At 66.3% G+C, this 12,538-nt stretch carries 12 protein-coding genes; 8 read left to right on the plus strand and 4 right to left on the minus strand.

The features are described from left to right. Positions 1–116: 116 nt before the first annotated feature. The 6 genes from ppgK (at position 117) to AB0B25_RS13270 (ending at position 5,395) form a co-directional block, all read left to right on the plus strand. Positions 117–875: a polyphosphate--glucose phosphotransferase gene (gene ppgK / locus AB0B25_RS13245; RefSeq protein WP_357178171.1), complete on the plus strand. Its 759-nt coding sequence runs from the start codon at positions 117–119 to the stop codon at positions 873–875. Positions 876–1,069: 194 nt separating this feature from the next. After that, positions 1,070–2,443 carry an RNA polymerase sigma factor gene (locus AB0B25_RS13250; RefSeq protein WP_357177900.1) on the plus strand — a complete coding sequence of 458 codons (1,374 nt, stop codon included), beginning with the start codon at positions 1,070–1,072 and terminating at the stop codon, positions 2,441–2,443. A gap of 342 nt (positions 2,444–2,785) precedes the next feature. Further along, positions 2,786–3,334, plus strand: a complete 549-nt coding sequence (locus AB0B25_RS13255) for a dihydrofolate reductase family protein (RefSeq protein ID WP_357177903.1) — start codon at positions 2,786–2,788, stop codon at positions 3,332–3,334. 10 nt (positions 3,335–3,344) lie between these two features. Continuing rightward, positions 3,345–3,689 carry a DUF1801 domain-containing protein gene (locus tag AB0B25_RS13260; RefSeq protein WP_357177906.1) on the plus strand — a complete coding sequence of 115 codons (345 nt, stop codon included), beginning with the start codon at positions 3,345–3,347 and terminating at the stop codon, positions 3,687–3,689. 25 nt (positions 3,690–3,714) lie between these two features. Beyond that, complete coding sequence (locus AB0B25_RS13265) at positions 3,715–4,131, plus strand: YciI family protein (RefSeq protein ID WP_357177909.1); 417 nt, start codon at positions 3,715–3,717, stop codon at positions 4,129–4,131. 13 nt (positions 4,132–4,144) lie between these two features. After that, positions 4,145–5,395: an RNA polymerase sigma factor gene (locus AB0B25_RS13270; protein ID WP_357177912.1), complete on the plus strand. Its 1,251-nt coding sequence runs from the start codon at positions 4,145–4,147 to the stop codon at positions 5,393–5,395. 339 nt (positions 5,396–5,734) lie between these two features. Here AB0B25_RS13270 and AB0B25_RS13275 read toward each other — a convergent pair whose 3' ends face one another. The 3 genes from AB0B25_RS13275 to AB0B25_RS13285 form a co-directional block, all read right to left on the minus strand. Further along, a complete protein-coding gene (locus AB0B25_RS13275; protein WP_357178173.1) occupies positions 5,735–7,507 on the minus strand; it encodes an MOSC and FAD-binding oxidoreductase domain-containing protein in 1,773 nt (590 codons plus the stop codon). 58 nt (positions 7,508–7,565) lie between these two features. Beyond that, a complete protein-coding gene (locus AB0B25_RS13280) occupies positions 7,566–8,432 on the minus strand; it encodes an alpha/beta hydrolase (RefSeq protein WP_357178175.1) in 867 nt (288 codons plus the stop codon). Between the two features lie 556 nt (positions 8,433–8,988). Next, entirely contained in the window at positions 8,989–9,570 is a 582-nt protein-coding gene (locus AB0B25_RS13285; RefSeq protein WP_357177914.1) for a TetR family transcriptional regulator, read from the minus strand. A gap of 104 nt (positions 9,571–9,674) precedes the next feature. Here AB0B25_RS13285 and AB0B25_RS13290 point away from each other — a divergent pair, with 104 nt between their 5' ends. After that, positions 9,675–10,430, plus strand: a complete 756-nt coding sequence (locus AB0B25_RS13290; RefSeq protein WP_357177917.1) for an SDR family NAD(P)-dependent oxidoreductase — start codon at positions 9,675–9,677, stop codon at positions 10,428–10,430. Positions 10,431–10,584: 154 nt separating this feature from the next. Further along, positions 10,585–11,352, plus strand: coding sequence for a rhomboid-like protein (locus tag AB0B25_RS13295; protein ID WP_357177920.1), 768 nt, complete (start codon positions 10,585–10,587; stop codon positions 11,350–11,352). On the opposite strand, the gene AB0B25_RS13300 is transcribed toward AB0B25_RS13295, so the two are convergent. After that, positions 11,353–12,537, minus strand: a complete 1,185-nt coding sequence (locus tag AB0B25_RS13300; protein WP_357177923.1) for a cation:proton antiporter — start codon at positions 12,535–12,537, stop codon at positions 11,353–11,355. It abuts the gene before it with no gap. Between the last annotated feature and the right edge of the window lies 1 nt (position 12,538).

Genomic DNA, 12,538 nt, shown 5'->3' on the forward strand with positions numbered 1-12,538 from the left:
CACGACACAGCGCCGTCGTCGGCCACCCCTACGCAACGCCACCCAGCGGCGTCGTGGGGTCCTGCGCGAGACGCTGTCTTCCCACCGGCCAAGCACAGGAAATGAGGGCTGAAGTCATGTCCGCTCGGGGGCACGCATTCGGTATCGATATCGGTGGCAGCGGCGTCAAGGGCGCCGTCGTGGATTTGGCTACCGGCGACCTGGTCCATAAACGGATCAAGATCGCGACGCCGCAGCCCTCGACACCCAATGCCGTGGCCGCAGCCGTGGCCGAGCTGGTCGCCGCCGCCAAGTGGCACGGCCCGGTCGGGATCACATTGCCGGCTGTGGTGCTGGGCGGCTTGGCGCGCACGGCGGCCAATATCGACAAGTCGTGGATCGGCACCGACGCCAGAGCGATGTTCTCGGCCGCCCTCGGGGGTCGCGAAGTCACGGTGCTCAACGACGCGGACGCGGCAGGTCTGGCCGAAGACCGCTACGGCGCGGCAAAGGCTTTCGCCGGTCTCGTCCTGATGTTGACCTTCGGCACCGGTATCGGTTCCGCGCTGCTCTACCACGGCACGCTGGTACCCAACACCGAACTCGGCCACGTCGAGATCGATGGCAGGAAGACCGAACACCGCGCCGCGGCCTCCGTGAAGGAACGCGAGGGCCTGTCCTATGAGCAGTGGGCCGCCGAGGTGAGCACGGTGCTGATCACGCTGGAGAACCTGTTCTGGCCGAACGTGATCGTCGCGGGGGGCGGCATCAGCAGGGATGCCGAGCAGTGGATCCCGTTGCTCACCAATCGAACTACCGTCATCCCCGCGCACCTGAAAAACGCCGCGGGCATTGTCGGTGCTGCCATGGCGATCGATGCCGGCCTCGCCCCATGAGGCGCGCGGGCGAGGCGGTGGATACCGTTCCCGGCATCGTGCCATAGGTACCCTGGTTAGATCGTTACAATGGAACGTGCCCGGCTGAGCCGGAGAAACCCCGACCGGCCATCCGCCGGTGCAACCCGACAGACCGCTCCGCCGGAAAACCACTCTGGCGTGACGCCGCACGAGACCGTCACGAAAGGGCGTACGTGGTAGCCACGAATACCCGTCAGACCGCCGATTCGGCCGATGCCGACTCCGCAGATGTAACCGCAGCACGGCCGGTCAGTAAGGCTGCCGCCAAGAAGGCTCCGGCAAAAAAGGCCGCCGCCAAGAAGGCCCCTGCCAAGAGGGCTGTCAAGGCAGCCAAGGCTCCAGCGAAGAAGGCCACCAAAAAGGCAGGCCCGAACGGCGAGCCCGGCGCCGATGAAACGCTCGAGGACGAGTCGCTCGATCTCGACGATCTCGGCGATCTGGAGGTGTCCGAGGACGACCTCGCCGACAGCGAGGATCTGGTCGAGGTCGCCGAGGAACCCGAGAGCGAAGAAGCCGGAGGCGAGGCCGACGAGCCGACCGCGGCAGACAAGGCCTCCGGCGATTTCGTCTGGGACGAAGAGGAATCCGAGGCGCTACGGCAAGCCCGCAAGGACGCCGAACTCACCGCCTCGGCCGACTCGGTCCGCGCCTACCTCAAGCAGATCGGCAAGGTAGCGCTGCTCAATGCCGAGGAGGAGGTCGAACTCGCCAAGCGCATCGAAGCCGGCCTCTATGCGGCGGAGAAGGTGCGTGAGTTCACCGAGCAGGGCGAGAAGCTACCGGTCGCGATGCGCCGCGACTACAACTGGATTGTCCGCGACGGCAATCGGGCCAAGAACCACCTGCTCGAGGCCAACCTGCGCTTGGTCGTCTCGTTGGCCAAGCGGTACACCGGTCGCGGTATGGCGTTTCTCGACCTGATCCAGGAAGGCAACCTGGGTCTGATTCGCGCGGTGGAGAAGTTCGACTACACCAAGGGCTACAAGTTCTCCACGTACGCCACCTGGTGGATCCGGCAGGCGATCACCCGTGCCATGGCCGATCAGGCCCGCACCATCCGTATCCCGGTGCATATGGTCGAGGTCATCAACAAGCTCGGCCGCATCCAACGCGAGCTGCTCCAGGACCTCGGCCGCGAGCCGACGCCGGAGGAACTGGCGAAGGAAATGGACATCACGCCGGAAAAGGTGCTGGAAATCCAGCAGTATGCGCGTGAGCCCATCTCACTGGATCAAACCATCGGCGACGAGGGTGACAGCCAGCTCGGCGACTTCATCGAAGACTCCGAAGCAGTGGTCGCCGTAGACGCGGTGAGCTTCACGCTGCTGCAGGATCAGCTGCAATCGGTGCTGGAGACACTGTCGGAGCGGGAGGCGGGCGTGGTCCGGCTGCGCTTCGGCCTCACCGATGGCCAGCCACGCACTCTCGACGAGATCGGCCAGGTGTACGGAGTCACCCGTGAGCGCATCCGGCAGATCGAGTCGAAGACGATGAGCAAGCTGCGCCATCCCAGTCGCTCACAGGTGCTGCGCGACTACCTGGACTGAGACACCTCTTGGAATGAGCCGCTGACCAGTTGGTCGGCGGCTCATTCCAGAAATACTCGACCAGGCACAGCGCCCTGTCTCGTCTTCGCGCAGCGCGGCAAAGGCGACAAAAGCCGCATAGTCCCGTGTGGCACACAGACAGCGCGGGCGGCCGATCGCTACCTTCGCGTCCGTCATCCCCCGCGGGAACCTCGAAGGGCTTCAGCAGCAACCGAAACGCGTGCGAGCACAAGTTCCTGACTCCCGCAGAAAGTTTTCTTCCTTCATGTCGAAACCCCGAAGGGTCGCACGAAGGACTAGTTGAGGGCCGGACCAGCCGGCCCCTCAACAGAGGGACCTCACGTGCGACGCATCATCGCTTCGACCTACACGACGCTCGACGGCTACATCGACAACCCGCACGAGTGGTCGATGCAATTCAACGACCCCGGCGCCCAGCAGTACGCCTTGGACCTCACTCTCGGTGCGGGCGCCCTCCTGCTCGGCCGGACAACGTACGAGGGCATGGCCCAAGCGTGGCCGCACATGGGCGGCAACCCGTACGCCGACCACGTCAACGCGATCGAGAAGTATGTCGTCGCCTCGGTGCCGGTCGACGTGCGAGCCTGGGGTCCGGCGACCGTCATCCCTGGCGATGACGTCCTCGGCTCGGTCGAACGGCTGAAGCAGACCGACGGCAAGGACATCCTGATCTGGGGCAACGGCCGGTTGACCGACACCGTGGCCACCGCAGGCTTGCTCGACGAGTACCGGATCTGGGTCTACCCCATCCTCAGAGGCGGCGGCGAGCCGTTGTTCCGGGCCGAAAGCCGCACTGGGCTCGAACATATCGACACCAAGACCTTCGAGTCCGGTGTGGTCGTGCTGTCCTACCGCGTCAGCGCTGCGTGAAGGAGACGAGATGGACACCGATGTCACGGCTTACATCGACAACACGAAGGCTTGGCAGACGGGGATCTGCCTCTCCCTGCGCGAGACCGTTCATCGCACGCTGCCGGGAGTCGCGGAGGCGCTGCAGTACGGCAAGCCACACTTCACGATCGAGGGGGAGAACGTCGCCGCGCTGCACGTGGCCGCGGCTAAGGTGTCGTTCATGGTCTTCGGCGCGGAGGGCATCGAGCCGGTACCGGGGTTACTCCGTTCCTTGGGGTCCGGCGATCGCAAGGTCGTCGACTTCCGTGAGGGTGAGTCCGTCGATCCCGAATACATTGCAGACCTGCTGCGCCGCGTGGCCGGCCACGACTGAGAGAGAAATCCGCATCATGCGCGTGATGGTGATGACCAAGGGCGATGCCGCCGACGAAGGCAAGGCGCAGCCGACCCAGGAAATGTTCGAGAAGATGCAGGCCTTCAACGAGCAGTTGGTCAAGGCCGGCATCATTCTCGGCGGCGAAGGCCTCCAGCCGAGCAGCGCCGGAGCGAGGATCGCCTTCTCGACGTCCGGGACCTCGGTCATGGACGGTCCGTTCACCGAGTCCAAGGAAGTCATCGCCGGCTACTGGATCTGGGAGGTCAGCTCACTGGCGGAGGCCATCGAATGGGCGAAGCGTTGCCCGTTCGACCCGTCGTACGGCGACTCGCAGATCCTGGAGATCCGTCCGCTCTACGACATGGACGACTTCGCCGCGACTGTCGACCCCGAGACCCTGACCCGCAGCGAGCAGCTGCGGCACCCGTCCTCGGGCTGAACCCGGCTGACCGATGGAACCGCGCGATTCGGTCGAAGCGCTGTGGCGGATCGAGGCGCCTCAGTTGATTGCCACGCTCGCCCGCCGCATCGGCGACCTCGACATTGCAGAGGATCTGGCCTCCGAAGCTTTCGTGGCCGCCCTGGAGCAGTGGCCCGTCGAGGGAATGCCGACCAGGCCCGGCGCGTGGCTGATGACCACCGCGTGGCACAAGGCGATCGACCGTGCCCGGCGGGAGGAGACGGCGCGCAAGAAGGCGCCGCTCCTCGTCGCCGGGCAGGACGGCGAGCTACCGGACGTCACCACCGAGGCGCTCACCCCCATCCCGGACGATCTGCTCACCATGGTGTTCACCACCTGCCACCCGGTGCTCTCCCCCGAGTCCCGAGTCGCCCTCACCCTGCGGTTGTTCGGGGGCCTGAGCACCGAGGAGATCGCCCGCGCGTTCCTCGTTCCCGCAGCCACCATCGGTCAACGCATCTCGCGCGCCAAGCGCACGCTGGCCGCGGCTCGAGTCCCGGTCGAGGCGCCGTCGGCCGAGGAACTGCCCGACCGTCTTCGCGCCGTGCTCGACGTGCTGTATCTGATCTTCAACGAGGGTTACTCGGCCTCCTCCGGCGAGACCGTAGTCCGCGCCGATCTCGCGATCGAAGCCATGCGGATGGGGCGAGTACTGGCCGGCCTATTGTCAACCGAGCCAGAAGTTTTCGGCCTCACGGCACTCATGGAACTGCAGGCAGCCAGGTTTCGCACGCGCGTCGATGAGAACGGGGTTCCCGTCCAACTCGAGCATCAGGACCGTCAGCGATGGGACCGCACCCTGATCGAGCACGGTCTTCGCATGCTCGACCGTGCCTTCGATCTGGCTCGCCCGCTCGGGACCTATTCGCTGCAAGCAGCGATCTCCGCGTGTCATACCCGCGCCGCGGCCTTTGCTGACACCGATTGGGTCGCGATCCTCGCCCTCTACGACGCCCTCGCTCAGGTGACCGCATCTCCCGTGGTCGAACTGAACCGGGCGGTCGCCGTTCTCTACGTCGACGGTCCCGAAGCCGCACTGGCCACGACCGAGCCGCTGCTCGAGGACCGACGGATGGCTCGTTACCACCTCCTCGGGGCAGTCCGCGGAGACTTCCTCACCCGGCTCGGCCGGCACCACGAAGCCGCCGCCGAGTGGGAGCGAGCCGCCGAACTCGCCCCCACCAGGCACGAACGGCAGCTCCTTCTGGACCGCATGGCGGCCGCGCTCACAGCCCGTGGCTAGAGCACGAGGCCACGCTCCCTCTGCGATCGCCGGCTTGGAACGGAAGTGTCGTCGATATAGCAGCGCCGCTTCGTAGGTGCTGGTCATCAGAGACACGGCATCGAGGCCGGTGATGTCCGAACGCGCAGTCGCACCGTGAAGCCCCGATCCAGGATTTGCTGTGGCGTTCGGGGTATTCGTGGCCGTTCGGGGTCTTCGCGCCGAAGGTGTGGCCGCTGCCGAAGACGGTGGCGTGCAGGGATGCGACCGCTTCCATCAATCCGCTGCCGCTCGGGGCGGATCTTGGGGGCGGGTCCGAACCGGATCCGCTGCGAGCGATAGCAGGAAAGTCGGTCGCGTTTACAGGTCCAGAACGACTCCTTCGGTCGGCCTGGCGCAGCAGATGAGGATGTTGCCGTCGGCGGGAGGTTCGACGGGGTCGGGTGCGTAGGCGATGGCGCCGGAGATGAGGGCGAGTTCGCAGGTGTGGCAGACGCCGGTGCGGCAGGACCACTGGACGGGGACGTCACAGGCCTCGGCGAGTTCGAGCAGGGACTCGTGGACATCGTTCCAAGCGACGTTCAGGCCGCTGCGGGCGAAGGAGACCTCCGGTCCCGTGCCGGGCGCGCCTGGTGGCTGGTGGGGTGCGGCGGCGCGCGGCGAGCCCTTGATCCCAGGAGTGAGCGAGCCACCGGCGCCGAAGATCTCGCTATGGACCCGGGAGCCATCCAGTCCCGAATCGATGAGCGCGGCGGTAACGCTGTCCATGAAGGCCGCCGGTCCGCACAGGTACGCGTCGGCGTCGGTCGGCAAGCCGAGCCCGAGGATACGCTCAGCCGACAGGCGGCTAGCCCGCGAATAGTCCACGTGCAAGCGGTCATCGGCAGTCGGCCTGCTGTAGTAGATGATAGATCGGGCGTTGGGGAGGGCGGCGATCAGCTCGCGGCTCTCCTGGGCGAAGGGGTGCTCGGTGCCGTCCCGCGCGCCGTGCAGCCACCACACCTCGCGGCTGGAATGCTCGATGGCGAGGGTGTGCAGCATGGCCAGCACGGGAGTGACGCCGATTCCGGCCGACAGCAGCAGGACCGGATCGTCGCCGTCGGCCAGACAGAAGGCACCGCGGGGTGCGGCGGTCTGTAGCCGGTCGCCGACGCGGGAGCGGGCGCGCAGCTCGTTGCTGGCGGCACCGTGTGGTTCGACCTTCACGCTGATCCGGTAGATGCCGGTACCCGGCTCACCGGACAGCGAATAGCTACGGATCAGCGGCGGCACCCCACCCTCGGGCTGGACCTTCACCGTGAGGAACTGCCCCGGAAGCGCGTCCGGCAGCGCGGAGCCGTCTTCGGCCGCCAAGTGCAGGGAGAACACGCTGCGGCTTTCGGACTGGATGCCCGTGATGGTGAGCGGCCGGAAACCCGGCCAAGCGGGCGGCGGAGCGGTAGCGGCGGTATTCAGTCCTGCGCTGCCCGAGGAGGTGCCGCCCTCGCCGCGAGACTGCTTCAGCAGAGTCCGCATCGAGCCCTGCCAGCCGGGACTGAGCGCGGGAATCCGCAAGGCTCGCTCGACCTGCTCGCGAGTGTGGCCGGGCAAATAAAGCACCCGATCGATCTCCTCGACGGTCATCGCCTCGGGCCCGGTGGAAACCTTGACGATCTCCTGCCCGGCCTCGACCTCGCCTTCCTCGATCACCCGAAGGTAGAAGCCGGGGCGGTGGTGGGCCACAAGCAGTGCCGCCATCCGCGGCTCGCCCATCCGCAGGCCCACCCGATAGCACGTCACCCGAGGCTGCGTGACCTCGAAGAGGGCGTCGCCGATGCGGTAGCGGTCCCCGATGCAGACCTCTTCGTCGGGCAGGCCGTCGACGGTGAAATTCTCACCGAACTGGCCGGGGGCCAAGTCGTCGCGCCCGAGTTCCTCGGCCCAGTATCGGTACGAGTCGAGCTGATAGACGAGTACGGCCCGTTGCTCACCGCCGTGCCCGCCCAAGTCCCCTTGGCCGTCTCCGTCGATGTTCAGCCGGCGCACCATCCGTGGCCCGGTCACGGTCTGCTTGTAGACGCCCGTGTGCACGGTCTTGCCGTGCCAGGGAACATCTTTCGGCATCCCGACATTCACTGTGGTCAACGTCGCCACCACGCCACCTCTCCTGCGGCGCCTCCCATGCGCGTTCTGCAGGCAAGCACGTTGCGCGTCATGTCAGAACCCGTCCGAGGAACCCGTGGATGTACCCGCTGATGGCGTCCAAGTGCGTCTCCAGGGCGAAGTGCCCGGCAGGCAGGAGGTGGACTTCCGCGTCCTTCAGGTCGCGGGAGAATGCCCGTGCGCCGTCCGGTCCGAAGATCTCGTCCCGTTCACCCCACACCGCGAGCAAGGGCACTTGGCTGGTGCGGAAGTACTCCTGCAACGTCGGGTACCCGTCGATATTCGTTGGGTAGTCGCGGAACAGCGCCAGCTGTATCTCGTCGTTGCCCGGCCGTTCCAGCAGGAGCTGATCGAGTGTCCAGGTGTCGGGGCTGACCAGGCTGGCATCGGTGGCGCCGTTCTCGTACTGCCAACGAGTCGTACTGGGGCTGAGCTTGGCCCGCGCACCAGGTTCGGTGTCGCGGCCAGGATTGTTGGCGTACGCGAACAGGTCGTCCCAGAAAGGTGTGGCGAAACCTTCCATGTAGGCGTTGCCGCTCTGCGAGATGATCGCGCTGATGTCGTAGGAAGGGTCGAGGACTAGGCGCCAGCCGATCGGCGCCCCGTAGTCGTGCACATAGATGGCGAAGCGATCGATGCCCAGATGATCGAGCAGTCCGGCGGTGAGGCGGGCGAGGTTGTCGAAGGTGTAGTCGAAAGTGTCGACCTTCGGCATGGCGGAGTGACCGTATCCGATGTGGTCGGTTGCGATCACGTGATAATCGTCGGCCAGCGCAGGGATGAGATGGCGGAACATGTGCGAACTGCTCGGGAATCCGTGCAGTAGCAGGACGACCGGTGCGCCGTTCGGGCCGGCCTCGCGGTAGAAGACCTCTTGACCATTGATGATTGCCGTGTTGTGTCGTGTGGGGAGCACATCCACCTCCGGGTGGGTTCGGCCGAGAAGTGCGCCAAATCCGCCCACATACAACCCGGTGGATGCGATGAAACTCACGGCGGTCGCCGCGCAGACTCGGGAACGTTTCCCTCGGCAGCTTGGTCCTCGCGACAGATGGCGCCGGGGTGCCGAGTACCACGCTAGACCCCGACCGACAGCAGGGGCAACGCAGAAAGTGCCGAAAACCAGCTCTGATCGGCATATTGCCGTTCCCACAAGGTCCGGCTCGTACCGAAACACTCGAGCTCTCTCGCGACAACCGGCGGAATCACCTGGTGCCTACCGAACCAGGGCTTGGCCCGGTTATTGCGAACGCTTCGGTGCAGTCTTCCGCCGCGGCGCACTCTCCGGCCGCCCCGGCCTGGACGGTGGCATGACGACCTTCATCGGAAGCGATCGAGACGGCCACGCATGGGCGTTGGTCGTCGTCGACCGCGCGCAGCGCCTGGCTCGTCTGTCACACTGGCGGCGACAGCTGTAGATAGCGCGTCCGGGGACGGCAACCGCTCAGTGGCTCCGTATCGCCGATCGCTCATCACTTCACCGTGCCACCAGGCGATCGGACAAGAGCTGATGCGGAGGGGCTCAGACCTTCGAACACCATGACGAGATAACGCCGCCAACCATCGGGATCGCCGGCCGCCAGCGCCGCTTGGTAGATGCCGGTCATCAAAGACACGACATCGAGGCCGGTGATGTCCGATCGCACATCTCCACTCGCACGTGCACGCTGCGCCAACATGTCGGCAATCTCGCGCAGCCGCACCGTTTTGTGTCGGAGCGTAGGGTCCTTCCCCGCGGTGCTGGCGGCGAGCTGGCAGAACGCCCGGTCCCGCGCCTGTAATTCGATGCCGGCCGCGAGGAAGTCGAGGAGCGCTTGCCGCGGCGAGCCGGAGTCGAGCAATCCCTCGGCGAACACCGCGAGGTCATCGATCACGTCCGCGACGATCGCGGAGACGAGCTCGTCCTTCGACGCGAAGTGGCGGAAGACCGTCCCCTTTGCCACCCCCGCGCGATCAGCTATTTCGGCGATGGTGACGTCGACTCCCGATTCAGCCAGCGCTTGCGCCGCGGCACGAACGAGAGTTTCGCGCGTACGAATCGCGTCAGCCCGCATCGAACACCTCCGAGGGGAGAGTAGCACAAGATGACCGACTGGTCATCTTGCGCTATCGTCAATGTGACCGCACGGTCATTTTGCCCGAAAGGAAGTTCCCTCGCATGACACGTCCTACAGGTTCCGTCGAAAACAAATCCATCCTGGTGATCGGCGCCTCGTCCGGAATCGGCGCCGCCATCACCCTGGAACTCGCCGGCGCGGGAGCACGAGTAGCCGCGGGAGCACGCCGCCGCGATCGACTCGCGACCCTCGCCGAGCAAGCCAAGGGTCTCAGCGGTGAGGTGGTGCCACTCGAACTGGACGTCACCGACGACGCATCCATCCGGTCGGGAGTCCGCTGGGTAGTCGAGCGATTCGGTCGGCTCGATGTCTTGATCAACAACGCCGGAGTGATGCTCAGTGGGCCGATCCTCGAGGCGGATACCACCGAGTGGACGCGCATGGTCAGCACCAACCTGCTCGGAACCATGCTTGCCACCCACGCCGCCCTGCCCTATCTCATCGACAGCAAGGGGACGATCGTGCAGACCTCGTCGACCTCTGGTCGCGTCGCTTCAGCGGGCGGCGGTGTGTACGCCGCCACCAAGCACGGCGTCAACGCGTTCTCGGAATCCTTGCGCCAGGAAGTAACCACCCGAGGCGTCCGGGTTGTCCTCATCGAGCCCGGCTTCGTGGAGACGGAACTGGCGAGTCATATCGCCGACCCCGAGACGCGGGCGATGGCCGCGCAGCTGGCTTCGTCGATGCGAGTCCTACAACCGCACGATGTGGCCGCCGCCGTGCATTTCGCGATCGCGCAGCCAGAACACGTCGCGATCAACGAAATCCTCTTGCGTCCCACCGATCAGGTCAGGTGACACGACCGACTTCGCCGAGACGACGGAGATAGTCGCCCGGGGCCGTCGATGCCGGCCGAACCGTCGTCGGTCGGGGTGGGCGGGGTCCGACGAGCGAACCGGCCAGGAGCGGGGCACGCGGCGCGGCCGTGACCGCGCGCGGCACACTGGCGGGGTGGTTGCGTCGACCTCCAGCCCGTTTCGGGCGCCCTGGACACGGACAATCGACCCCCGCGCCGAACTGCCGGCCGCGTGGGCGTGGCTGCGCCGCCCCGGACTACCCCGGCGAATCCTGCCCGCGATCCGCGGATATCTGGGCGCCGCCCCCGCCAGCACCGCGTACGCCTTCACCCTGTTCGTCACCTGGTGGACGCTGCGCGGGGTCGGTAATTCGGTCGAACGCAGACTGATCTTCTCGGCCTCGACCAACCTCTACAACATGCGGCACAGCCCGGTACAGGTGTTGGTGGCCTCGGCCTTCTGGACCGACGGCGGCTTTCCCTGGGTGACCATCGCGGGATTCCTGATCGTGATGGCCTACGCCGAGCGATGGTTGGGCACCACCCGCTGGATACTGCTGTTCGCCATCGGACACATCGGGGCAACACTGCTGACCGTCACCGGCATCTCGCATGCCATCGATCGCGGACTCATCCCACTCCATGTCGCCGTCGCCGCGGATGTCGGGACCAGCTACGGCTTCTCGGCCGTGCTCGCGGCGCTGGCGTTCCGGTTCCGTGGCATGCTCCGGCTGGCATGGGCGGTCACGATTCTGCTGGTGCTCGTCGTGGCGCTGTGGGTCGGTCCGACCTTCACCGACTACGGCCATCTGTGTGCGGCCGCGATAGGTCTGCTGGTCGGCACGGCCGCAACCACGTTCTGGCGCAAGCTGGAGCGCACCACCGTGCGCAAGGCATCCACCGACACAGCGCAGCGGCCCTGATCAAGAAACGGCGGGCTGCGGACGCACCAGACGCTGCACGAGTTCGACCGCGGGTTCGGCCACCCGCGCCGCGATCGGGCCGAGCACCGCCATCAGCAATACATAGGCCGAGGCGAAGGCGGCCAGCTGCCCCTCGACCGCGCCGATACTCACCGCCAATCCCGCGATGACAATGGAGAACTCGCCGTGTGCGACCAACGCCGCACCCGTCCGCGCCCGGCCCATCCGCCGCAGGCCCTGTCGGCTCGCAGCCCACCACCCGGTCGCGATCTTTGTCAGCGTGGTGAGCACCGCCAGTGCGGCAGCCCAACCGAGCACGGGCGGAATCGACCGTGGATCGGTACTCAGGCCGAAGGCTACGAAAAAGATGGCCGCGAACAGGTCGCGCAGCGGCTCGAGCAGTTTCGCCGCCGCGGCCGCGGTCGAGCCGGAAATCGCGATACCGAGCAGGAACGCCCCCACCGCGGCCGACACGCTCAGCGCCGAGGCGACGCCCGCCACCAGCAGCGCGGCTCCGAGTAGCTCGAGGAGAAACACCTCGCGGTCGACGCTGTCCACGATCGCCGAGACGTAGCGGCCATAGCGCAACGCGACAGCGAGCACCAGCGCGATAGTCACCAAGGCGATCCCCAGGGCGCGCAGCCCGCTGACCCAGCTCAGCCCGGCCAGAACCGTTGTCAGGATCGGCAGGTACACCGCCATCGCCAGATCTTCGAACACCAGGATGGACAGAATTACCGGCGTCTCCCGGTTACCGAGCCGACCTAGATCGTCGAGGACCTTCGCCACGATGCCCGAGGACGAGATATACGTGATGCCCGCCATCGCGATCGCGCCGTTTGCGCCCCAACCCAACAGCAGCGCCACCACCGCGCCCGGAGTCGCGTTGGCCACGATATCGACCACGCCAGCCGCCCAGGATCGACGCAGTCCGGTGACGAGCTCCGCCGCGGTGTACTCCAAGCCGAGTAGCAACAACAGCAGCACGACACCGATCTCGCCTGCGATATCGCCGAATTCATCAGCCGCCCCGAGGTCGGCGAAGCCGCCTTGACCGAAGGCGAGACCGCCGAGCAGATACAGCGGAATCGGTGACATGCCGACTCGTCCTGCGACGCGCCCCAACATGCCGAGGGCGAAAAGAACCGCTCCGAGCTCGATCAGGGCGAGCGCGGTGTCCGTCACG

Origin of the sequence: Nocardia sp. NPDC049190 (assembly GCF_040648115.1) — a bacterium.
In the GTDB taxonomy this organism is placed as follows: Bacteria; Actinomycetota; Actinomycetes; order Mycobacteriales; family Mycobacteriaceae; genus Nocardia.